Annotated in this window: 21 protein-coding genes and 1 pseudogene; 17 read left to right on the top strand and 5 right to left on the bottom strand. The window is 53.8% G+C overall.

Annotation, left to right across the window (positions count from 1 at the left end; genetic code table 11):
• Positions 1-70: 70 nt before the first annotated feature.
• The 6 genes from PSJE_RS07240 to PSJE_RS07215 all read left to right on the top strand — a co-directional run bounded on the left by PSJE_RS07240 (position 71) and on the right by PSJE_RS07215 (position 5,735).
• Complete coding sequence (locus tag PSJE_RS07240) at positions 71-796, top strand: murein L,D-transpeptidase catalytic domain family protein (RefSeq protein WP_090454182.1); 726 nt, start codon at positions 71-73, stop codon at positions 794-796.
• A gap of 80 nt (positions 797-876) precedes the next feature.
• Complete coding sequence (locus tag PSJE_RS07235; RefSeq protein ID WP_090454181.1) at positions 877-2,583, top strand: copper resistance system multicopper oxidase; 1,707 nt, start codon at positions 877-879, stop codon at positions 2,581-2,583.
• Between the two features lie 10 nt (positions 2,584-2,593).
• The gene (locus tag PSJE_RS07230) at positions 2,594-3,496 is read left to right on the top strand and encodes a copper resistance protein B (RefSeq protein ID WP_090454179.1); all 903 of its coding nucleotides are present in this window, start codon (positions 2,594-2,596) and stop codon (positions 3,494-3,496) included.
• Positions 3,497-3,548: 52 nt separating this feature from the next.
• Positions 3,549-3,932 carry a copper homeostasis periplasmic binding protein CopC gene (gene copC / locus PSJE_RS07225; RefSeq protein ID WP_090454177.1) on the top strand — a complete coding sequence of 128 codons (384 nt, stop codon included), beginning with the start codon at positions 3,549-3,551 and terminating at the stop codon, positions 3,930-3,932.
• A gap of 3 nt (positions 3,933-3,935) precedes the next feature.
• Positions 3,936-4,859: a copper homeostasis membrane protein CopD gene (copD, locus tag PSJE_RS07220; protein WP_090454175.1), complete on the top strand. Its 924-nt coding sequence runs from the start codon at positions 3,936-3,938 to the stop codon at positions 4,857-4,859.
• 90 nt (positions 4,860-4,949) lie between these two features.
• Positions 4,950-5,735, top strand: a complete 786-nt coding sequence (locus PSJE_RS07215; protein WP_090454174.1) for a transporter substrate-binding domain-containing protein — start codon at positions 4,950-4,952, stop codon at positions 5,733-5,735.
• A 68-nt stretch (positions 5,736-5,803) separates the two neighbouring features.
• Here PSJE_RS07215 and PSJE_RS07210 read toward each other — a convergent pair whose 3' ends face one another.
• Complete coding sequence (locus PSJE_RS07210; protein WP_090454173.1) at positions 5,804-6,025, bottom strand: hypothetical protein; 222 nt, start codon at positions 6,023-6,025, stop codon at positions 5,804-5,806.
• 104 nt (positions 6,026-6,129) lie between these two features.
• Positions 6,130-6,291: pseudogene (locus PSJE_RS32115) on the bottom strand (DUF6124 family protein); the annotation flags it as partial.
• Positions 6,292-6,677: 386 nt separating this feature from the next.
• Here PSJE_RS32115 and dusA point away from each other — a divergent pair.
• Positions 6,678-7,673 carry a tRNA dihydrouridine(20/20a) synthase DusA gene (dusA, locus tag PSJE_RS07200; protein ID WP_090454169.1) on the top strand — a complete coding sequence of 332 codons (996 nt, stop codon included), beginning with the start codon at positions 6,678-6,680 and terminating at the stop codon, positions 7,671-7,673.
• Positions 7,674-7,722: 49 nt separating this feature from the next.
• On the opposite strand, the gene PSJE_RS07195 is transcribed toward dusA, so the two are convergent.
• Positions 7,723-8,556, bottom strand: a complete 834-nt coding sequence (locus PSJE_RS07195) for an undecaprenyl-diphosphate phosphatase (RefSeq protein WP_057715616.1) — start codon at positions 8,554-8,556, stop codon at positions 7,723-7,725.
• 523 nt (positions 8,557-9,079) lie between these two features.
• Here PSJE_RS07195 and PSJE_RS07190 point away from each other — a divergent pair.
• The 4 genes from PSJE_RS07190 to PSJE_RS07175 all read left to right on the top strand — a co-directional run bounded on the left by PSJE_RS07190 (position 9,080) and on the right by PSJE_RS07175 (position 13,061).
• Positions 9,080-9,820, top strand: a complete 741-nt coding sequence (locus PSJE_RS07190) for a winged helix-turn-helix domain-containing protein (protein ID WP_167362854.1) — start codon at positions 9,080-9,082, stop codon at positions 9,818-9,820.
• A 29-nt stretch (positions 9,821-9,849) separates the two neighbouring features.
• Positions 9,850-10,593 (top strand): EAL domain-containing protein, encoded by a 744-nt coding sequence (locus PSJE_RS07185; protein WP_057715618.1) that lies wholly within the window; start codon positions 9,850-9,852, stop codon positions 10,591-10,593.
• A 34-nt stretch (positions 10,594-10,627) separates the two neighbouring features.
• Complete coding sequence (locus PSJE_RS07180) at positions 10,628-11,314, top strand: winged helix-turn-helix domain-containing protein (RefSeq protein WP_090454167.1); 687 nt, start codon at positions 10,628-10,630, stop codon at positions 11,312-11,314.
• Between the two features lie 352 nt (positions 11,315-11,666).
• On the top strand, positions 11,667-13,061 hold the full coding sequence (locus tag PSJE_RS07175; protein ID WP_090454165.1) for an undecaprenyl-phosphate glucose phosphotransferase: 1,395 nt from the start codon (positions 11,667-11,669) through the stop codon (positions 13,059-13,061).
• A 482-nt stretch (positions 13,062-13,543) separates the two neighbouring features.
• Here PSJE_RS07175 and rfaH read toward each other — a convergent pair whose 3' ends face one another.
• Positions 13,544-14,050, bottom strand: coding sequence for a transcription/translation regulatory transformer protein RfaH (rfaH, locus tag PSJE_RS07165; RefSeq protein WP_090457798.1), 507 nt, complete (start codon positions 14,048-14,050; stop codon positions 13,544-13,546).
• 350 nt (positions 14,051-14,400) lie between these two features.
• Positions 14,401-14,583 carry a hypothetical protein gene (locus PSJE_RS30405; RefSeq protein ID WP_139212654.1) on the bottom strand — a complete coding sequence of 61 codons (183 nt, stop codon included), beginning with the start codon at positions 14,581-14,583 and terminating at the stop codon, positions 14,401-14,403.
• Between the two features lie 132 nt (positions 14,584-14,715).
• On the opposite strand from PSJE_RS30405, the gene PSJE_RS07160 reads away from it, so the two are divergent.
• The 6 genes from PSJE_RS07160 (at position 14,716) to PSJE_RS07135 (ending at position 21,900) form a co-directional block, all read left to right on the top strand.
• On the top strand, positions 14,716-15,156 hold the full coding sequence (locus PSJE_RS07160) for a low molecular weight protein-tyrosine-phosphatase (protein WP_090454164.1): 441 nt from the start codon (positions 14,716-14,718) through the stop codon (positions 15,154-15,156).
• Positions 15,157-15,192: 36 nt separating this feature from the next.
• Positions 15,193-17,418: a polysaccharide biosynthesis tyrosine autokinase gene (locus PSJE_RS07155; RefSeq protein ID WP_090454162.1), complete on the top strand. Its 2,226-nt coding sequence runs from the start codon at positions 15,193-15,195 to the stop codon at positions 17,416-17,418.
• A 339-nt stretch (positions 17,419-17,757) separates the two neighbouring features.
• The gene (gene wecB, locus PSJE_RS07150) at positions 17,758-18,876 is read left to right on the top strand and encodes a non-hydrolyzing UDP-N-acetylglucosamine 2-epimerase (RefSeq protein WP_090454160.1); all 1,119 of its coding nucleotides are present in this window, start codon (positions 17,758-17,760) and stop codon (positions 18,874-18,876) included.
• 88 nt (positions 18,877-18,964) lie between these two features.
• The gene (wecC, locus tag PSJE_RS07145) at positions 18,965-20,224 is read left to right on the top strand and encodes a UDP-N-acetyl-D-mannosamine dehydrogenase (protein ID WP_090454158.1); all 1,260 of its coding nucleotides are present in this window, start codon (positions 18,965-18,967) and stop codon (positions 20,222-20,224) included.
• Positions 20,225-20,291: 67 nt separating this feature from the next.
• Entirely contained in the window at positions 20,292-21,581 is a 1,290-nt protein-coding gene (locus PSJE_RS07140) for an oligosaccharide flippase family protein (RefSeq protein WP_090454156.1), read from the top strand.
• Entirely contained in the window at positions 21,574-21,900 is a 327-nt protein-coding gene (locus PSJE_RS07135) for a UDP-N-acetylmuramate dehydrogenase (RefSeq protein ID WP_090454155.1), read from the top strand. The genes PSJE_RS07140 and PSJE_RS07135 overlap by 8 nt, the downstream gene beginning before the upstream one ends.
• The last annotated feature ends 4 nt before the right edge of the window (positions 21,901-21,904 follow it).

Here is a 21,904-nt window from a genome sequence, read left to right as displayed (position 1 = left end):
AATCCCCCGTTTCAAACGGCTAGTTTTCCGCTCGCTGCTAGACTCGAAATTATCATGATGAGACCCGACTATGGCGCTAATCCGCTTTGGCCTTTTATTTGCCATTTTACTGACGTGCCTTTCAGTAACGTCAGCCTACGCCGATTCGCTTGAAAACGCGCTGGTCAAAGCAGCACCCGGCGCCGACGCCAAAGTGATTGCCCTGGCCGTTCGTGCCACTCAATGCAGCCGTACCCAAGGTGTCGCCCCCGCCCAACGACTGGCGGTGATCGATTACTCCCTGCCCTCGACCGAACAACGCCTGTGGGTCTTCGACCTTAAACGGCGCAAGTTGCTGTTTCACGAACTGGTCGCCCATGGCCGCAACAGCGGTGAAAACATGGCCACGCTGTTCTCCAACCGCAACGAAAGCCACGCCACCAGCATCGGTCTGTTCCGCACCCAGCAAAGCTACCTCGGCCAGAACGGTTACTCGTTGCGCATGGAAGGCCTAGAGCCCGGCTTCAACGATAACGCCTTTGACCGGGCCATCGTCATTCACGGCGCGCCCTATGTCAGCCCGGTGCTGGCCCGCGCCAATGGCCGCATCGGCCGCAGCCTGGGTTGCCCGGCCGTCAGACCGGCGATTGCCCATCGGCTGATTGATTCGATGAAGGACGGGCAGTTGTTGTTTTCCTACTACCCGGACCAGCGCTGGTTGAAGTCGTCTTCCTACATCAACTGCGGCGACACCGTGGCCTCAAGGGAAAAGTCCACTTCAAGCCAGAAAGCGACGCCCAACCTGTCAAAACTGTAATCTTCGCCTCAGCCAGCTGAAAGGCACCGCCTGCTAGCCTCATCGACAAGTTCAACAGGCTGACGGGCGGAACAGACGGCATGCACTCCCACACTTCAAGACGCACCTTCGTCAAAGGCCTGGCCATCGGCGGGCTCTTCGGCGGCCTCGGGTTATGGCGCACGCCGGCCTGGGCAATCAGCAGTCCCGGCGAACCGCAGGTGTTGGCCGGTAATGATTTCGACCTGTTCATCGGCGAATCCCCGGTCAACTTCAGCGGCAACCCACGCACCGCGATGACCATCAACGGCGGCATCCCCGGCCCGCTGCTGCGCTGGCGTGAAGGCGATACGGTGACACTGCGGGTGCGCAACAGACTCAAGGACAGCACGTCCATTCACTGGCACGGCATCTTGCTGCCGGCCAACATGGACGGCGTGCCGGGGCTGAGCTTCAAGGGCATCGAGCCCGGCGGCATGTACGTCTACCAGTTCACGGTGCGCCAGAACGGCACCTACTGGTATCACAGCCATTCGGGGTTTCAGGAACAATCCGGCGTCTACGGCCCGCTGGTGATCGACGCCAAAGATCCGGAGCCGTTCCAGTACGACCGCGACTACGTCGTGATGCTCAGCGACTGGACCGACGAAGACCCGGTCGGCCTGATGAAGACGCTGAAAAAACAGTCCGATTACTACAACTTCAACAAACGCACCGTGGGCGACTTCATCCACGACGTCAGCGAAAAAGGCTGGGGGCCAGCCGTCGCCGATCGCAAAATGTGGGCCGAGATGAAGATGAACCCCACCGACCTGGCGGACGTCGGCGGCGCCACTTACACCTACCTGTTGAACGGCCAGGCGCCGGATTCGAACTGGACCGGGGTGTTCCGCCCCGGGGAAAAGCTGCGGCTGCGCTTCATCAACGGCTCGGCCATGACCTACTTCGACGTGCGCATCCCCGGCCTGAAAATGACTGTGGTCGCCGCCGATGGCCTGTACGTCAAACCCGTGAGCGTCGACGAGTTTCGCATCGCCGTGGCGGAAACCTTCGACGTTATCGTCGAACCGACCGAAGCGGCCTACACCCTGTTCGCCCAGGCGATGGATCGCACCGGATACGCACGGGGCACCCTGGCGGTGAAGACAGGACTGGTTGCGCCGCTGCCGCCACTGGACCCGCGCCCCCTGGTGACCATGGATGACATGGGCATGGGCGGCATGGACCACGGCAGCATGGCGGGCATGGATCACAGCAACATGGACATGGGCGATATGCCCGGCATGCAGTCCCACCCGGCCTCGGAAACCGACAACCCGCTGGTGGACATGCAAGCCATGTCCACCTCACCGAAACTCGACGACCCCGGCATGGGCCTGCGCAACAACGGGCGCCGCGTACTCACCTACTCCGACCTGCGCAGCACCTTCGAAGACCCGGACGGCCGCGAGCCTGGCCGTACCCTTGAGCTGCACCTGACCGGCCACATGGAAAAATTCGCCTGGTCGTTCAACGGCGTGAAGTTCTCTGATGCAGAGCCGTTGCGCCTCAAGTACGGCGAGCGGCTGCGGATCGTTCTGGTCAACGACACGATGATGATGCACCCCATCCACCTGCATGGCATGTGGAGCGACCTCGAAGACGAGAACGGCCAGTTCATGGTGCGCAAACACACCATCGACATGCCACCGGGCTCCCGGCGCAGCTATCGGGTCACGGCCGATGCGCTCGGCCGCTGGGCCTATCACTGCCATCTCCTGTACCACATGGAAATGGGCATGTTCCGTGAAGTTCGCGTGGAAGAATGAGGTGCGCCCCATGATTCGATTCACCCCGGTTTTTTTCGCACTCGTGACCTCGACGGCAATGGCCGCCAGCGATGACATGCAAGGCATGGATCACAGCCAGATGGACCACGGCCAGATGCAAGGCATGGATCATAGCCAGATGAACCACGACCAGATGCAAGGCATGGACGAGGGCCAGATGCAGCCCGCCGCCCCCAGCGAAAGCCGCACGCCGATCCCGGTGCTGACCGATGCCGATCGCGCTGCGGTGTATGCCGATCCCGCCGGCCACCACGTACATGACAGCACGCTCAACTCCTTTTTCCTCGCCGACAAACTGGAATGGCAGGACGCCGATGACGGCAGCACCCTGGCCTGGGACTTGTCCGGTTGGGTCGGCGGTGACATTGATCGCCTGTGGCTGCGCTCCGAAGGCGAGCGCACCAACGGCGTGACCGAGGACGCGGAAATCCAGGCCCTGTGGGGCCACGCCATATCCCCGTGGTGGGACGTCGTCAGCGGCGTGCGCCAGGACTTCAAACCCGGTGCCCCGCAAACCTGGGCCGCGTTCGGCGTGCAAGGCATGGCGCTGTACAACTTCGAGGCCGAAGCCACGGCCTTCATCGGCGAAGGCGGTCAGAGCGCCGTGCGGCTGGAGGGCGACTACGACATCCTGCTGACCAATCGGCTGATCCTGCAGCCGACCGTCGAGCTCAACGCCTACGGCAAAAACGATCCGCAACGGGGCATCGGCGCGGGGCTGTCCAACACCGAGGCTGGTTTGCGCCTGCGCTACGAAATCCGCCGGGAATTCGCGCCCTACCTCGGCGTGACCTGGAACCGCACCTACGGCAACACCGCCGACTACGCTAACGACGAAGGTGAGGACCGCAGCGAAACCCGCCTCGTGCTCGGTGTTCGGATGTGGTTCTGAACAGACTCACCCAAAACCAACAACAACCGCTTCGAGCGGTAAAGGACCTTGCATGCGCATCTTCAAACCCACCGCTATCGCAGTCGCGTTGCTCAGCGGCCTGCTTGTTAGCACCCTCGCTCAAGCGCACCCCAAACTACTCTCTTCCACCCCGGCGGAAGGCGTAGAAGGTGCATCACCCGACAAGATCGAACTGCACTTCTCCGAAAACCTCGTCACCCAGTTTTCCGGTGCAAAACTGCTGATGACCGAAATGTCCGGCATGGCCCACGCCCCAATGCCGGTCAAGGCCAAAGTCAGCGGCGGCAGCGATCCGAAGACCATGTTCATCATCCCGGCAGCGCCCCTGGCTGCCGGTACCTACAAGGTCGAATGGCGCGCGGTGTCGTCGGACACCCACCCGATCACCGGCAACGTCACCTTCAAAGTGAAATGATCGATGAGCGACTCGGCCAACGTCGTGCTGCGGTTTGTGTTGTATGTGGATTTGATGTTGTTGTTTGGTGTGGCGCTATTCGGGCTCTACAGCTTCAAGGGACAGGAACGGCAATCCGGGACAGTCTTGCCCTTTCGCCGGCTATTGACGGGAACAGCCGGGCTCGGCGCGCTGCTGTCCATCGCCGGCATGGTGCTGATGGTCCGCGTCATGAGCGGTGAATCAGACGTTACCGAGTTGCGCCCTCACCTCGAAATGATGCTGTTCGAGACGGACGTCGGGTTGGCCTGGGCCGTGCGGATGATTGCATTAGCGGTCGCGGGTTTGGCGTTGATGCTCAACCCACGCGCCCCCGGCATCAGCCTGGTGATCGCCGCCACGGCCGGCGGCATCGCCCTCGCCAGTCTGGCCTGGAGCGGGCATGGCGCCATGGACGAAGGCAGTCGCCGTTACTGGCATTTCGCTACGGACATCCTGCACCTGTTGGTGGCGGGTGTCTGGCTCGGCGCGTTGTTGGCGTTTGCGTTGATGGCGCAACCCCGGGCCCTGCAAACCGAAGCGCACATACGGTTGCTGGCTCACGCAGTCAGGCGATTTGAGCTTGTCGGTGCGCTGGTCGTTGTGATCATCACCGTGACGGGCGTGGTGAACTACCTCTTCATTGTCGGGCCGAAACTCGATGAGGTTTTACTCAGCCACTACGGAATTTTGCTGGCGATCAAAGTACTGCTGTTTGCCGGGATGCTGGTGTTGGCGGCGCTGAACCGCTTTTATCTTGGCCCCTTGCTGGAGCGGTCGTTGCGAGAGGGCCAGTATCGCGTGGCAGCCCATGCACTTCGGCGCAGTGTGTTGGTGGAAATGGCCGCGGCGATATTGATTGTGGGGTTGGTGGCGTGGCTGGGTACGTTGAGCCCGGAAGTGGAATGAGTCATCTTCAGGGGCGTTGATTTTTCACACCGGTGAAAGTTTCACTACACTCCCCTTTCAAAACCACTCCAGCACAAAAGCCCGATAACAATGACGAAAATCAAAAGAGCAATGATGCTCGGCGGCTTGCTCGCACTCTCCCTTGGCGCCCAGGCAGAACCTTCGCATCTGGACAGCGTCATGCAACAGGGACAGCTGCGCGTCTGTACCACCGGCGACTACAAGCCCTACACCCTCAAAGCCGAGGACGGCGAATACTCCGGCATCGACATTGCCATGGCCCGCGCCCTGGCCGACAGCCTTGGCGTCAAGGTCGAGTGGGTGCCCACCACCTGGAAAACCCTGATGCCCGACATGCTCGCCGGCAAGTGCGACATCGCCATGGGCGGCATCTCGGTCACCCTGGAACGGCAGAAAAAAGCCTTCTTCAGCAGCATCCTGGACGTCGACGGCAAAATCCCGCTGGTGCGCTGCGAAGACCAGGCGCTGTACCAGACCGTCGAACAGATCAATCAGCCAACGGTTCGCCTGGTCGAACCCGCCGGCGGTACCAACGAAGCCTTCGTCCACGCCTTCCTGCCCAAGGCGCAATTGAAGTTGCACGACAACGTGACCATCTTTCAGGAACTGCTGGATAAAAAAGCCGACGTGATGATCACCGACGCATCCGAGGCGCTGTATCAGCAGAAGCTGAAACCGGGCCTGTGCGCGGTCAACCCCACGCACTACATGCAATACGGCGAAAAAGCCTACCTGCTGCCCCGCGACGACATCACCTGGAAGCTGTACGTCGATCAGTGGCTGCACCTGGCCAAGGCGACAGGCAACTACCAGAAGATTCTGCGCCAATGGCTGGCGGTGCCTGACGCCAAGTAACGGATCGTTTTTTTCGCACAACAAAGGCCGCCCCCAAAGGAGCGCCCTTCTTCATTGCGGACCGCGTATCAATCATCGTGCAGCAAACCTGAACCGTATTCGCCGAAGCTATTGCCGAGCGCACTGCCATGGAAATTCATCTTGTCGGGATTGCTGCTGGTCGGCCCCGGGCCAAACCCGGCTGGCTGCACCGAGTCGGCGGAATAATCACGATGAGAACTCACACCCGAACAGGCGCTCAACAACAAAGCACCGGCAAGCAGCGAGACTTTGACGAGGTTTGCGATCATTTTTTGATTCCTGTGGGTTGAAGCGCGCGGCATGGCGTTTGGCGGTCATCCTATGCCTCGTCTGTGCCGGGCAACATGAAACTTTGGGGGGTGACAGCGTAGGTTCAGGAACCGTGCGCACCTGGCGATCTCTCACATCCACTACTTTGCGGATCGACATTATCCAAGGCTCGATTTACCAACAACTCCCCCACCACCGCCAGTTGCTGAATCGACAGCGCCAAACTGCGTGTTGAACCTTCGAGCGAACAAGCAAAGTCTGGGGTGGTAGCTGTGCACGGGTGTGGAAGACCAGGGATCCAGGAGCCCGGCGCACCCGAAAGTGCCCCGCGCACAGCCGCCATTGTTTTAACAGCAGACATGAAAAAAGCGCCTGCTTATATTCAGGTAGCGCACTGTGCGCCAAGATCTTGTGAAGGGTTTCCAACCCCTTGTCGCTGGATTTTCAGCGACGGAGGGAGGTTAGCTGGGTGATCAGAGTGAGGGCAATATGGGTAATGGGGACGCGATTTGAGGGAAATCTCCTACTTTTTCGTGATGTTATCAACGCAATACCCAGCACCGGCTCAATCGTCCTGAGGCATGCCCAAGTCCCACCGGCCCATTCCTGATAAACTCCCCACCTCCCAGCCTCACCGATTCCAGATCCCCCATGTCCGTAACCACCGCCACACCCGCCCCGCTCTCCCGCCGTTTCTCCGTCGCGCCGATGATGGATTGGACCGACCGCCACTGCCGCTTCTTCCTGCGCCTGCTGTCGAAAAACGCCCTGCTCTACACCGAGATGGTCACCACCGGTGCCCTGCTCAACGGTGATCACGAGCGTTTCCTGCGGCACAACGAAGCCGAGCACCCGCTCGCGCTGCAACTCGGTGGCAGTGTGCCGCTGGACCTGGCCGCGTGTGCGCGCATGGCGCAGGAGCATGGTTACGATGAGGTGAACCTGAATGTCGGCTGCCCGAGTGATCGGGTGCAGAACAATATGATCGGCGCGTGCCTGATGGGACATCCGCAGTTGGTGGCCGATTGTGTGAAGGCGATGCGTGATGCGGTGTCGATTCCGGTGACGGTCAAGCACCGTATCGGGATCAATGGCCGGGACAGTTACGAGGAGCTGTGTGATTTCGTCGGCACGGTGCGGGATGCCGGGTGCACCAGTTTTACCGTGCATGCGCGGATCGCGATTCTGGAGGGATTGTCGCCGAAGGAGAACCGTGACATCCCGCCCCTGCGTTATGACGTGGCAGCGCGGTTGAAGGCGGATTTTCCTGAGCTGGAGATTATCCTCAACGGCGGGATCAAGACGCTGGAGGCTTGCCACGAACATTTGCAGACGTTTGACGGAGTGATGTTGGGCCGCGAGGCGTATCACAACCCTTATGTGATGGCCGAGGTGGACCAGCAGCTGTTCGGCAGCGCGGCGCCGGTGATCAGCCGGGCTGATGCGCTGGCGCAGTTGCGTCCTTATATAGCGGCGCACATCGCGGCAGGTGGTTCGATGCACCACATCACTCGCCATGTGCTTGGACTGGGCACCGGGTTCCCGGGAGCACGCAAGTTTCGGCAGTTATTGTCGGTGGATATTCACAAGGCCAAAGAGCCTTTGGCGTTGCTGGATCAAGCGGCGGAGTTGCTTGAGGGGCGTTAACGGTTAGCCCCTGCGACCAGGCTGCATGTCCTGCAGCCTGGTGCAAGTGTCAGAGCGCTGCAGCCTCGGTCCAGTCAACCCAACCGAATACCCACGTTGCCAGAATCAGCAAACCGAATCCGATCCGGTACCAGGCGAACACGGCGTAACTGTGGCTGGCGATGAACTTGAGCAAACCACGCACGGCGATCATGGCGAAAAAGAACGCCGTCACGAAACCCAGCGCAAATACCGGCAGGTCGCCAGCCTGAAACAGATCCCGATACTTATAGCCTGAATACACGGCGGCACCGACCATGGTCGGCATCGCCAGAAAGAACGAAAACTCCGTAGCCGCCTTACGCGACAGGCCAAACAGCAACCCGCCGATAATCGTCGATCCGGAGCGCGAGGTGCCCGGGATCATCGCCAGGCATTGCGCGAAACCGACCTTGAGGGCGTCGGCCCAGCGCATATCGTCAACATGCTCGACAGACACCACATGTTCCCGCTGCTCGGCCCACAACATGATGATGCCACCCACCACTAATGCCACTGCTACAGTGATTGGATTAAACAGATACTCATGGATCTTATCGGCGAACAACACCCCCAGGACCACTGCCGGAAGAAAACCGATTAATAGATTCAAGGTGAAACGTTGTGCATTGCGTTGAGTCGGTAAGCCGGTAACGATCTCGAGAATCTTGCGACGGAACTCCCATACAACTGCCAGGATCGCGCCCAATTGAATGATGATGTTAAAAGCCATGGCTCGCTCGCCGCCGAAGCTGAGCAAGTCCGCGACAACAATCTGGTGCCCTGTACTTGATATCGGCAAAAACTCCGTCAGACCTTCGACCATCCCTAAAACCAACACTGATATGGTTGTCCAAAGATCCATTAATTCCTCCCTCAACGACAAATACCCATGCGTCGACTTCGCTCTGATTCAACGCCAACACGAAAGTAAAGCGCATTAGACAAATTAATAAAACTCAATGTTATGAAATGTCCATGGTCAACACCACCAACATGAACGTTATATAACGGTTAATATTGGATAGTTCCGAGCCAAACAAGAGCAATCACTCGCACTTGAATCAACAAAGCCCTACCGCCTCATGGCACCCAATGAAAAAAATCAAGCCGCGGGAACTTTAGCGACATGCACGGTCGTATTGATGCGAAAAACCGGGACGCCGGGACAAAAGATGGCACAATGACATGATCTGTCAGCCCGCGAGATTCCAATAGGCCATCAGGCCTCCTGAGCCATTGGCGAGCAAACGATCACGTGAGAATCACCTGCAACGTTAAAAAAGGTAGCGACCGCTTGAAAAACGAGTGAAATGTTACCAATTGTCAGTCACAACCGAGAATGAGTGCTTTAACATTCAAATGCCAGCACCCATCCGAGTCAAAGCATGATGCTTACAGGGAAAATAACGACTACAGACCACAGCTACGCGAAGGAGGAGAAAGGTATTCTCACCGTTGGGCGAACCCACACGCTAGCTGAGGGCTTTAGGGAATTAGTCGCAAGCCACGTAGGCAAGGATATTGCCGTTGATGCAATGTGCTATAGCAACTCATTCAAAAGAAACAAGAATACTGATTCATACCGTGCAATTTTTATCGTAATCGACAGCCCTCAAGCATTTGTTGAAAGCCTCACCACGGTAGAAAATATTCGCGCCGAAAATCTGGCGTCAATAATTTTCGTAGCCATCACCGGTAGAGGCACCTACAACAAGATGAAGTATTACTTTGCCGGGGCCGACTACTGTATTAATTGCGATACTTTTGCAGACAAAAAATGTGACGTACTGTCCGAATTTTTTAACAGTCCAGAATGGCAAAAAAAGCATAATCTGCTTTTGGACCCTACTCGCATGTGCCTGATTGGCGAGTATAAAAAACTGGATGTATCGTTTGCAGAAATGAAAATTCTTGAGGCTTTTTCTCAGACCAAAAACCAAATATTGAGCCATGATGAAATCGCCAGGATCATGGGGCTGAATATAAATTTTTATGACCCAAGAGCCTTGGAAAAGTCGATCAGTCGCCTTCGCGGCAAAATAAAAGGCATGTATGGAACCAACGCCATTCAAAGTATCCGTGGGCATGGATATCGTTTAATCAGGGGTCTGATCTCGACAACCTGATTCTTAATGTAAAAGGGAGTTTCTGTTTTATGAACGCAACAGGGAGCGTGCGATTCTACGATCACGCAGAGCATTACCTGTCTCGACAATTGATCCTCACTCGGGATGACTGCCCGTTTGCCAGCGAGATCAGAATACATTTTGACGATTCTGCTTCCGCGCCCTGCGCGCCAGAGGCGTATCAGATGAGTGGGATCTACAGTGAAGTACTGATGCAAACCAGGCTGATTGCGTTCTCACTAAAAGATCGCGACACCACTAACGGGAGCAAGTACTTAAGCCGTAGTTTTGTTTGCGTAAAACAGTCGGACCTCGCCAACTCTGCGCTCACGGAAGAGTTGATACAGTCCGGGGCTGCTCTGCGCGAATTTGGCCAGACACTGGTTATCGCGCTCAATGAACTACCCCTCTCGGCAGTCAGCTTCGCAGAAAAAAAGAAAATCCTTCATAACGTGTATCTATTGAAAGATCACGGCATAGAAATCGCGCTCGACGATTACAACATCGATGATGAAAGTATCGAAATCTTTACAACCCTGAATCTATTCGACTATATAAAGATTTCCACTTCCTCTCTAGACTTGAGTCTCAAGCTCAGCGGCAATCCAGAATTATTCAATCGCCTCCACGAACGCATGACCATGCTCACTCACAACACAAAAGTCTCCTTTATAGCGGACAGAGTCGAGCATGCTGCCAGCCATATACTGGCACGTGCGCTGCCCTTTGATTACTTCCAAGGGAGCCATTACTCCCCTGCCGACAACCTTTAAATCAACACCCAGATGTGCAAATCAGGAGAGAGCCATGGATAGCAGCACAAACCTCCCTAGAAAATACTTTGTCGTGGTTACTCACAACCCCGCACTACAACTAGAGCTTGAGGCATTACTGACCAGCAAGCGATATAACAGTTACGGCACGTCACAGGCAAAGATGTTTTATGAAGGCGTTGCCCCACCCACTTCTGCCCCCAAGCTTATGGAATTTATTTCCCCGCAGGTAGCCAAGATGGTTCCTCCGGTTATCAAGCATGATACCCAGCGCATCCTTTCGACGTTCAAGTCCGAATGGCAAGCAGTCCAATCCGTAACGAAATTTACTCACTTCACATCAACTGCGGACAACGCCAGAGATGACACCAGGGAATGCGTCTCCCAGGCGGCCAAACCGCACGCTCCACTGACTGAAACCTGGCGACTGAGCGATGCCAACGGCGCGCTGACCAAAGATGGCGTGGAGATTGCCTTGACTGGCCTGGAGGCCACGCTGCTCAAAAAAATGCTGCACCATGAAGATCGCGTGGTCAGCAAGGACGATCTTATCCGCAGTATCGGCAGAGAACCTGAACACTATCGGGGTCTCGAAATGTGCCTGAGCCGACTACAGGAAAAGTTTAAAAACGCCAGCAACGGCGAACGTCTTTTCCGTGCAGTAAGGAATCGTGGGTACTGCCTGATACAAAAAATCGTGCGCGTAAAAAAATCAGCCTGAACCATTCAGGCGTTCGCCCTGGCAGTGCAATACAACAATAAAAAAGCACGCCAATTTATCTCCCCCCCTCTCCACCCGCCCCCCTTCTAAAAAGCCGTGTTAATAAAGTTTAATCCAGACTATTTCTAACGCCGCTCTCGCCCAGACATATCAACCATATACACCGCCCACTCGTTAAAAGTCGTCAGACAGTGCTCCCCCTAATAACTTAATCTATCCATTGATGACGGCGCCGCCCTCTTGGCGTTTCGATCATCAATGCTCCGCCATCTAATATGAACAATAACTCTTATTTCATTAATTTTGGCTTTTGTCTGTCGAAACGCGAATGGACGTATTTTGGGGATAACGTATGGTTAACAATCTTCGTATCAATCGAAATACCACTCTCAAAGGACTGACCTTCTGGGGACAGTGGGCTCTTGGCCTGGGCTTTGTTGTTGCCCTATTGTTAATACTGGTTTATTACAAGACGGGTACGGTTGAGTTCTATTATCGAGTATGCGCAACCCTTACTGTACTTGCATCGGTTCCAGCCTATTCCTGGTGTGGCGTCTACGCCAAGAAGGACAACTACCTAGAGGGCCTGGTAAGACTTCTGATGGGTTGGTCAATGACACTGGCAGCGCTGGCTATTGTCGCCTTCCTCTGTAAGGCCAATGAACTGTTTTCTCGTCAAATCATTCTGATATGGGCTATCTGCAGCTACCTCGGGCAGGCGCTGTTGTACGTCCCACTGCATGGTTTTTCGAAGTACTACCAACGGGCGCTTCAAGTTGAGCGCAGAACGCTGATTGTGGGTACTGGCGAGCTGGCACTGGGATTGGCTAACAAGCTTCGTGCCCTCGAGCACTTCCCATTGGTCGGCCTGGTAAGCTCCGACACCACTCCTTTGCTGGAGACCGGCGCACCACCGGTTGTAGGCCCGCAAGAGGAACTGCTCGAACTGATCAAGACTCATGACATCCGACGTCTGTACATCACGCTCCCCCTGAGCGAAGCGGTACAAATCGAAGAAATGTATGTCGACTTGCTGGATGCCCACGTCGATGTTGTCTGGGTCCCGGACTTGAACAGCCTGACGCTGCTCAATCACTCGGTCAGTGATGTGGATGGCATGCCGGCAATCCACTTGATTGAATGCCCGCTTTCCAGCCAACCCACTGCCGCATTGAGTAAAAGCCTGTTCGATAAAAGCGTGGCTCTGATGGCCATTATCGCTCTAAGCCCGTTACTGTTGATCATTGGCCTGGCCGTCAAATTCACCTCCCATGGTCCGGTATTTTTCAAACAGGACCGCCACGGGTGGAACGGAAAGGTCATCAAAGTCTGGAAGTTTCGATCCATGCGCGTGCACGACGATCACGAGGTGAAGCAAGCCAGTCGTAACGACTCGCGAATTACCCCGATCGGGCGCTTTATCCGTCGCACTTCCATTGACGAGTTGCCGCAGCTGTTCAATGTATTGCAAGGTCATATGGCGCTGGTCGGACCTCGCCCTCATGCCGTTGCGCACAACAACTACTACTCCGGCAAGATTCTCGCCTACATGGCTCGCCATCGAATCAAACCGGGAATCACCGGGCTGGCTCAAATCAACGGTTGCCGCGGCGAGACCGACACCATCGACAAGATGCAGAAGCGCGTCGAGATCGACCTCAAGTACATCAATAACTGGTCGTTGTGGCTGGATGTGAAAATCCTGGTGAAGACGCCGTTCACCTTGCTGTCAAAAGACATTTATTGAGGGGACGCCTGCAGGCTAACCAGGGGACGCAAGCCATTTACCCAGTGCGCTTGCGCCGTCACTAGTGGCTGGGTTTTCCCAGCCATGCCTGCAACTGCACCAACACCGGCAGGTTGTTCTGCTGTCGACTCTCGTGACGATACTCATCGCCAACTTCTTTTAAGTCTCCGCTCGATACCGTACGGCTTTATGACCAGGTTCAGGGCGATATCGGCACGCCCGGGCTTACCTTCAGGCAGGCGCAACGGCAGCAGTTGACCGCTAAAAAGTGGATACCGGGTAATCGCGTGACGACAAACACCGTATTAGCGAACGGGAGCGTCAGCCATGCCGTAAAGCTGCGGCCCTGGCCGAGACCGCTGCTTTCCTGGTGCTGCGACAAAAGCTTAATGCCTACAGGGGGGAACTAAGACGACGGCAACTGACCTTGTTGCCAGGCGGTATCTGCTTGTTGATTGGCAGGCCGGGAGCAACGCTCCGTGTCAATGCTTACTGATACCAACCAAGGGCATGCTGATTCTTTGCTCACGTTGCAGCAATGTCATCAGGAGCAACACTCGCTGCTCGCCCTCCATCGCCAGGAAGATCGCTTCCACATCGACAAAAGGCCCCTCATTGATACGCACCCGCTCTCCACAGGCAAACCGAGCCTCCACAGGGGCTCCGCTATCGTGCTCATGAAGTTGTGCGATCAAGTCATCACCTACGGGTACCGGTTTGCCTCCAAAACTGACAATTCGCAATACACCGCGAGTAGAACGCAAAGGCGCCCAACTCTCACCTAAGCCGAGCTGGATAAACAGATAACCCGGAAACAGCGATTCGCGAACAACCCTCCTGCGCCCCTGCATATCACGCTCGCGCCGATGCGTAGGGCGAAAACAGGTATACCCCTGGTTAACCAGATTGATCTCTGCACGCTCGTCCTGGCTCGCCTTGCATTGCACCAAATACCATGCGCTAGAGGTGAGACCCTCAGGCAAGGTCATTTGAACAGCCGAAGCACTATGGATGGACACAATCAGCCCCTTCTGCACCTGTGTGGTCAAGTAGCTCCGTGGTTTTCTCATCGATCTTGCGACGATTTTCTCCCAAGGATGGAAATGCACCTGAAAAACGGAGTTGGCCGATCATGGAAACGTAACCCTTCAAAAACATACGAAACTTATTAGCAATACAGGAACGCTAGTGAACCCTTCGCCCAAGGCAAAACCCCGAACATCATTAGCATCAAATTACGTATCAAGACGTTTAACACACTCCAATACAGGACAACACAAAAAAGCCAAAAACGTTAAAAACCGTCAGGCAGAAACCAACAATGTTATTTAACTGTTATTTAATATCTGGCTTTATATATGGAATTTTTTTTGCCATATGCTTTCAATGCTCGCGTGGCATTTAATGGTTGATGTTGTCGTGGGTTGCCAGTTATGATTTTTAGCATAGCAACTGTCAAGCACATTCCAAGTCCGGATTCCAGCAGGCCAGAGTCTTCGCAGTCAAAAGCTTCATCCAGCACGGTAACTCCTCACGGAAAGAGGCACACACCCAATAGCTGCAAGCCGTCACAAAAGTGCCATTGAAGAAAAGCATAGTTTTAGTCTTTCCAATTGCACATCACCACAAGTGTGGAATTTCCAGGGAGGTTGCCTTGTTTAACAAGATTCTAATCGTTTGCATTGGCAACATTTGCCGAAGCCCCACTGCCGAACATTTGTTGCGAGCAGCACTGGGGCAGTCCGATATCGAAGTTAGCTCTGCCGGTCTTGGCGCACTACAAGATCACCCGATCGAACCCACCGCCCGGATCGTACTGGAAGAGCATGGCCATCTGCCAGAAGAGCACAAAGCCAATCAATTGACCCATGCAGCCATCAGCGAATCGGATCTGATTCTGGTGATGGAGCAGTCGCACATAGACCGTGTTCTCAAGATCGCACCTGAAGCGCGAGGCAAGGTCCTCTTGCTGGGCAAGTGGCAGAACAACCGCGAAATCAGCGACCCCTACCGTCAAGGCAAACCTGCTTTTGTGCATGCATACGCGTTGATTGAAGAAGCAGTAACCGCCTGGGCAAAGCGTCTCGCACGCTAAACCATTCCTCGATACCTGTTAAAAAAGAACTCACTTATGCAGCAAACTCCAGCATTAACCTCACATGACGATGATGAAATCGACTTGATGGGCCTACTCGGGACACTGGTCGATCATAAATGGTTGATTGCCGGGATCACTGCTGCCTCCATGGCCGTTGGCACGGCCTATGCGGTGTTGGCCAATCCTGTTTACCAGGCAACTGCCTTGATACAGGTGGAGGCAAAGAAAAATGACATGCTCGGCTTCTCCGATATCAACAGCATGTTGGGTAAAGAGTCACCTTCCGCCACAGAAATTGAATTAATCAAATCGCGCGCCATCATTGGTAAGGTTGTCGACAATCTATCGCTCGATATCACTGTCGAGCCGAACCGTTTTCCGGTGATCGGCGACTTTATTGCTCGTCGGTTCAAACCAGACGCTGTTAATACGGTCGCGACGCCATGGCTTGGCATGAACAGTTTTGCCTGGGGTGGCGAAACCCTGAAAATATTTCAGCTCGAGCTCCCACAAGAGCTTCTGGGTCAGGAATTAACTTTCATCACCGGTGAAAGTGGCCACTTCACTTTGCTGGATGAAGACGACAATGTCCTGATCGAAGGCCAAGCGGGCCAAGCCTATGACCAGGACGGCATTAAACTGCAAGTCGAAGTGTTGCAGGCTAATCCTGGTACAACGTTCAGCATTGTGCGTGACCCACGTCTGACCAGTATTTTGAAGTACCAAAAGGTACTTGATGTATCAGAGCGCGGTAAAGAATCCGGCATGATCGGGCTTGCTCTTGAAAGCGAGAAACCGGCTGAAGCCATTCAAATCCTCAATGAAATCGCCAAGCTCTACGTACGGCAAAATGTCGAGCGGACTTCGGCCGAAGCCGCTCAAAGCCTGGAGTTTCTAAAAGATCAACTGCCTCAGGTCCGAAAAGACTTGGAAAAAGCCGAAAACGCCCTGAACAAGTATCAAATTCGTAGTAAATCCATCGATATCAGCCTGGAAGCCAAAGCCATTCTCGATCAGATCGTGGCGCTTGATACCAGCATCTCCGAACTGAAATTGCAGCAAGCGGAAATGGATCGCAAGTTTACCCGTCAACACCCTGCCTATCGGGCTTTGCTCAGCCAATTAGGCGAACTGACAGCCAAGCAGGATGGCCTGGCCAAAAAAGTCGAGGGCCTGCCTTCAACACAGCAAGAACTCCTTAGCCTCACCCGCGACGTAAAAGTCAGCACCGAAATTTATACCCAGCTCCTGAATAAATCCCAGGAACTGGATGTAATGCGTGCCGGCACTGTGGGCAACGTGCGCTTGATCGATACCGCCGATGTGGATCTGAAAAAGCCCGTTAAACCCAAGAAGCCCCTGATCGTTCTCATCGCCACCCTGCTCGGGGCTTTCCTGGCGACTGCAGTGGTGCTTTTTCGCAAAGCCCTTAGCCGCGGCGTGGAAAATCCGGACCAAATTGAACAGCTGGGGTTGCCGGTGTACGCATCCATTCCTTTCAGCACGCTGCAAAAAACTGAAGAAAGCAAAACCTTCCGAAGTGGCCGAGGCCGTGCTAACAACACCGCCCCCATACTGGCAAGCAGTCACCCCACCGACCTGGCCATAGAAGGATTGCGCAGCCTGCGCACCAGCCTTCACTTCGCCATGCTCGAAGCCAGCAATAATCGTCTGATGATCTCCGGCCCGAGCCCCAAGGTAGGTAAAACGTTCGTTTCCGCCAACCTCGCCGCAGTCATCGCGCAGACCGGCCAGCGTGTATTGCTGATCGACGTGGATATGCGTAAAGGGTATTTGCATAAGGTATTTGGAACCCCCGCTGAAAACGGACTTTCTGATCTACTCGTCAAGCGCTGCGACCTGGCAACCGCGATCAATAAAACTGAATTCGAGCACCTTGACGTTATCGGTCGCGGACAAATACCGCCCAACCCTTCAGAACTGCTAATGCATGCGAACTTCAGTGCCTTTCTGGAGCAAGTCAGCACCCAGTACGACTTGGTTATTCTGGATACCCCACCTCTGCTCGCAGTAACGGACGCGGCGATTGTCGGCCGCCAGTCGGGCACAAGTTTGATTGTGACGCGTTTTGCGCTTAACCCGGTTCGTGAAATTGAATTGACCATGCGTCGCTTTGCTCAAAATGGCATTGATTTGAAAGGCGCTATTTTCAATGGCGTTGAAAAACGCGCCTCGGCCAAATATGGCTATGCCGATTATGGGTACTACAACTACGAATATAAGTCAGAGAGCGTTTAGTTAGCTAAATGTTATGAGTATCCCGCTACCGTCGAGCTGAAGTGCATGGCGGTAGCCGTATCAGCTCCACCTTGCTACCTGCAGCTGAAAAGAGATGCAGACACATTAATAAATAATGACGCTCTCAGGGACTGGCAATTAATCCTGGGGCGGTAGCGTGGCGAAAAACAAATTCGTGCTATCCCACGTCGATGGTTATCCGTTAATTCGGCGCACATCTCTGGATCAACAAAGGTTGGGCCACAGTTGTTTTATAAAGCATCGATCTGAAACGACATTTGTTATGTCAGTCCAAACTTCCCACTACCTTCAGCTACGAACATAGCAATGGATCGCCCTATGAAGACCCTATGCATTTTTGGTACCCGTCCTGAGGCCATTAAAATGGCTCCACTTGCATTGGCACTGGCGGCAGATGAACGCTTTGAGGCGAAAGTCTGCGTCACCGGCCAACACCGTGAAATGCTCGATCAAGTACTGGGGTTGTTTGCCATTGAGCCAGACTTCGACCTGAACATCATGAAACCCGGTCAGGACCTGACCGATGTGACCAGCGCGATCCTGCAAGGGCTGAAGAAAGTCCTGGCAGAATTCAAACCCGATATCGTGTTGGTTCACGGTGATACCGCCACCACCTTTGCTGCCAGCCTCGCGGCCTACTACCAGCAGATTCCGGTTGCGCACGTAGAAGCCGGTTTGCGCACGGGTAACCTCTACTCTCCGTGGCCGGAAGAAGGCAATCGTAAACTCACCGGGGCGTTGGCCAACCTGCACTTCGCGCCAACCGAAACGTCAAAAGCCAATCTGCTGCGCGAGGGCGTTGATCCAGACACGATCGTCGTCACTGGCAACACAGTGATCGATGCCCTGCTGGATGTCGTCAAACGTCTTGATCAGGACCAGGCACTGCTTGCCCAGGCCTCTGCACCGGCGGCCTTCCTGAACCCTGCTCGAAAATTGATTCTCGTGACAGGCCATCGCCGGGAAAGCTTCGGTGACGGCTTCGAGCGCATTTGTCAGGCATTAATGGAGGTTGCCCAGCAACATCCAGAGGTCGATATCGTCTATCCCGTGCACCTCAATCCCAATGTGCGCGAGCCCGTCAATCGTCTACTGACCGGCATTGACAACATCTACCTGATCGATCCCCTGGACTACCTGCCTTTCGTTCACATGATGAGCCGTGCGCATATCATTTTGACCGACTCCGGAGGCATCCAGGAGGAAGCGCCGTCACTGGGCAAACCTGTGCTGGTGATGCGCGATACCACGGAACGGCCAGAGGCTGTTGCCGCTGGCACCGTGAAACTGGTCGGCACCGAAACCGCCGATATCGCCCGCGAGTTGAACCGTTTGCTGACCGATACGGTCGCCTACCGCACCATGAGTTACGCCCATAACCCCTACGGCGACGGTAACGCCTGCCAGCGCATCATCGAGGCGCTGCTCGCTCGTTAACCCCCTCCCTTACTTAACAGCCGTTGCGTTGCGCGGCTGTTATCTCGCTTGAAAAACGTATCTACACAACACCATTCAAGGACGTCCCATGCCTTTCAAAACCATCTCCGTCGTTGGTCTCGGGTATATCGGCTTGCCCACTGCGGCTGTCTTCGCTTCGCGAAAAAAACAAGTGATTGGCGTCGACGTTAATCAAAATGCAGTCGATATCATCAACCGTGGACAGATTCATATCGTTGAGCCCGACCTGGACATGGTTGTGCATGCGGCCGTGACTGAAGGCTACCTGCGCGCCACCACCCGTCCGGAACCCGCCGATGCTTTTCTGATAGCGGTGCCCACGCCGTTCAAGGGCGACCATGAGCCCGACCTGAGCTACATCGAATCTGCCAGTAAAAACATCGCTCCGGTGTTGAAGAAAGGCGACCTTGTCATTCTTGAATCGACCTCCCCGGTCGGCGCTACCGAACAGATGGCCGCCTGGCTCGCCGAAGCCCGTCCAGACCTGAGTTTTCCGCAAACCCACGGTGAAAGCTCCGACATCCGCATTGCCCACTGCCCGGAACGGGTACTGCCCGGTCATGTGCTGCGCGAGCTGGTGCAGAACGATCGGGTTATTGGTGGCATGACACCGAAGTGCTCCGAATTGGCCATCAGCCTTTACAAGGTCTTTGTCCAGGGCGAATGCATCGTCACCAACGCCCGCACTGCGGAAATGTGCAAACTCACCGAGAACAGCTTTCGCGACGTGAACATCGCCTTCGCCAACGAACTCTCGATGATTTGCGACAAACTGGATATCAGCGTCTGGGAACTGATCCGCCTGGCCAACCGTCACCCAAGGGTTAATATCCTGCAACCCGGCCCAGGTGTCGGCGGCCACTGCATTGCTGTAGATCCTTGGTTTATCGTCAGTAAAACACCGGAACAGGCACACCTGATCCGTACCGCCCGGGAAGTGAATGACGGCAAGCCACAATGGGTGATCGACAAGGTCAAACTGGCGGTCGCCGAGTTTTTGCAAACCAATCGGGATAAGACTGCAAGGGAAGTGACCATTGCTTGCTTTGGTTTGGCGTTCAAGGCGGATATTGATGATTTGCGGGAAAGCCCGGCAATTGAAATCATTCAACGAATTATTGCTGCCCACCCCGGCCCGGTACTTGCGGTCGAACCAAACATCGTTGAACTACCAAGTAGTCTAAGTGAAAAAACCAGTCTCACCAGCATTCAAAGTGCCATAAATGAAGCGGACGTACTGGTACTACTAGTTGACCACAAAGAATTCAAAGACATGTCAAAAACGGCTGATAAAGCCCATGTCGATACCCGCGGCCTCTGGCAGTAACCAAAAACCTGTGACATCGCTCACGTCAAAGTAAAGCTCACTGATTCAACCTTCGGGCACCAGGCAAATGAAGTTCAAAGATTTACTATCACCCAACCAACTATTTGCTTTACTAGCCAAGGGGCTCGAAGGAACAAAAGTAATTGTAGCGAGCATAATAGTCGCAAGATTTTATGGTCCAGAAGATTTTGGACGGTTCGCCTTCATCATCGGCGTAACCTCTATCGTTGCAATCATTGCCGAATTTAGACTGCAGAATATTCTTGTAAAAGAGTTATCTTTGGGAGCGCTTCCCAAAGAAGCCATACTGGGATCTGCGCTTACTGCCAATTTCATTTTTGCGGCAGTCGGAATGCTAGGCATCTGGGCCTATACGTTATTTGAGTCCGATCAATTAATTGCAACTGGACTATTGATCTATTCGCTTATTTTTATCTACAAAATACCCAGGGCATTTAGATCTCAACTAATATCGAACGAAAACAATAAGTCGATCGCAAAATGCGAAGCGGTATCATCGATTATCAGCATCTCAGCAATGATCACAGTTTCTACTCTTCATTTGAATTTGTTATGGGTACTTTTTGCCCGCTCATTGGATTTCCTTTTTATCTCGATATTTTTTATCATTCTTTATAAAAAACAAAATCCAGAAAAACTAAAATCAAGCTTTAAAATAGTAAAAAAATTATCATACTCATCTGCTCCATTGGTTTTTTCTGGGGCAGCGATGATTTTGTTTCAGAGAGCTGACCTGATAATAATCAAAACAACTCTTGGAGAGTATGCAACTGGACTCTACAGTAGCGCGACGACGCTCATGCTGCTTTTTTCCCTTGCCCCAATGGTTATCTCTGAATCCCTCGCTCCTAAAATCTTTCGAAATGAAAAACTCATAAACTCCGACGAGGCGAGACAGAAGTTTTCGGACATTATTATTTTCATCGGATTAGCGATGTCCGCATTAATGTTCGTCTGCGTCGGATGGGGCCTACCCTATCTTTACGGTGCAGAATATCAGGAGGCAATTTATTCAGCATATATCTTGTCTGCGTGTCCTGCTCTGATCTCATTAGGCGCCGCGTCCGGCCAGTTGATTGTTGCCGATGACAAACAAGGAAAAACCTTTATTAAAAGCCTTGGCGCCTGCTTGATCAACTTAATAATGAACTTTTTGTTAATCCCGATTTTGGGTATAGAAGGAGCTGCAATATCTACAGTTTGTGGCTTGGCCCTTGCAAACTATATGGCCCATGGCGTGATGCCCACCTATCATTACATCTTTAAAATACAGAACAACAGCCTTGTCAACCTAACACTAAAAGGACTTCGTTTCTCGAGGAGCAAAAATGTTTAAGTTAAAATTTAGCCTTAGAAACCTAAATAAATTTCAAATTGAAAGCGTCACCGATAAATATTTCAGCTTTACTGAAAATGAAGAGTTATCACTACTTAAAAACTATGAACTAGGCAATAACTACTTAATACTTGGCGGAGGAAGTAATATTCTTCTACCTTGCGAATTCAATGGAGTTGTAATTCAACCAAAATCGCAAAAAATTCAAATTATAGAACAATCCAAACATCGCATAATCGTGCGCAGCGACGCGGGGTTGGACTGGGATGAGTTTGTAGCCATCACCATAAAGCGTGGCTGGCAAGGCCTGGAAATTTAACTTT

The sequence above is a fragment of the Pseudomonas jessenii genome (assembly GCF_002236115.1).
GTDB lineage: Bacteria > Pseudomonadota > Gammaproteobacteria > Pseudomonadales > Pseudomonadaceae > Aquipseudomonas > Aquipseudomonas jessenii.
This window is presented reverse-complemented; position numbering and strand designations above follow the sequence as displayed.

Excerpts from the sequence above, each read along its gene's own strand:
- PSJE_RS07240 (WP_090454182.1), top strand. The coding sequence starts at position 71 with ATGGCGCTAATCCGCTTTGGCCTTTTATTTGCCATTTTACTGACGTGC.
- PSJE_RS07235 (WP_090454181.1), top strand. The coding sequence starts at position 877 with ATGCACTCCCACACTTCAAGACGCACCTTCGTCAAAGGCCTGGCCATC.
- PSJE_RS07230 (WP_090454179.1), top strand. The coding sequence starts at position 2,594 with ATGATTCGATTCACCCCGGTTTTTTTCGCACTCGTGACCTCGACGGCA.
- copC (WP_090454177.1), top strand. The coding sequence starts at position 3,549 with ATGCGCATCTTCAAACCCACCGCTATCGCAGTCGCGTTGCTCAGCGGC.
- copD (WP_090454175.1), top strand. The coding sequence starts at position 3,936 with ATGAGCGACTCGGCCAACGTCGTGCTGCGGTTTGTGTTGTATGTGGAT.
- PSJE_RS07215 (WP_090454174.1), top strand. The coding sequence starts at position 4,950 with ATGACGAAAATCAAAAGAGCAATGATGCTCGGCGGCTTGCTCGCACTC.
- PSJE_RS07210 (WP_090454173.1), bottom strand. The coding sequence starts at position 6,025 with ATGATCGCAAACCTCGTCAAAGTCTCGCTGCTTGCCGGTGCTTTGTTG.
- dusA (WP_090454169.1), top strand. The coding sequence starts at position 6,678 with ATGTCCGTAACCACCGCCACACCCGCCCCGCTCTCCCGCCGTTTCTCC.
- PSJE_RS07195 (WP_057715616.1), bottom strand. The coding sequence starts at position 8,556 with ATGGATCTTTGGACAACCATATCAGTGTTGGTTTTAGGGATGGTCGAA.
- PSJE_RS07190 (WP_167362854.1), top strand. The coding sequence starts at position 9,080 with ATGATGCTTACAGGGAAAATAACGACTACAGACCACAGCTACGCGAAG.
- PSJE_RS07185 (WP_057715618.1), top strand. The coding sequence starts at position 9,850 with ATGAACGCAACAGGGAGCGTGCGATTCTACGATCACGCAGAGCATTAC.
- PSJE_RS07180 (WP_090454167.1), top strand. The coding sequence starts at position 10,628 with ATGGATAGCAGCACAAACCTCCCTAGAAAATACTTTGTCGTGGTTACT.
- PSJE_RS07175 (WP_090454165.1), top strand. The coding sequence starts at position 11,667 with ATGGTTAACAATCTTCGTATCAATCGAAATACCACTCTCAAAGGACTG.
- rfaH (WP_090457798.1), bottom strand. The coding sequence starts at position 14,050 with ATGACCTTGCCTGAGGGTCTCACCTCTAGCGCATGGTATTTGGTGCAA.
- PSJE_RS07155 (WP_090454162.1), top strand. The coding sequence starts at position 15,193 with ATGCAGCAAACTCCAGCATTAACCTCACATGACGATGATGAAATCGAC.
- wecB (WP_090454160.1), top strand. The coding sequence starts at position 17,758 with ATGAAGACCCTATGCATTTTTGGTACCCGTCCTGAGGCCATTAAAATG.
- wecC (WP_090454158.1), top strand. The coding sequence starts at position 18,965 with ATGCCTTTCAAAACCATCTCCGTCGTTGGTCTCGGGTATATCGGCTTG.
- PSJE_RS07140 (WP_090454156.1), top strand. The coding sequence starts at position 20,292 with ATGAAGTTCAAAGATTTACTATCACCCAACCAACTATTTGCTTTACTA.
- PSJE_RS07135 (WP_090454155.1), top strand. The coding sequence starts at position 21,574 with ATGTTTAAGTTAAAATTTAGCCTTAGAAACCTAAATAAATTTCAAATT.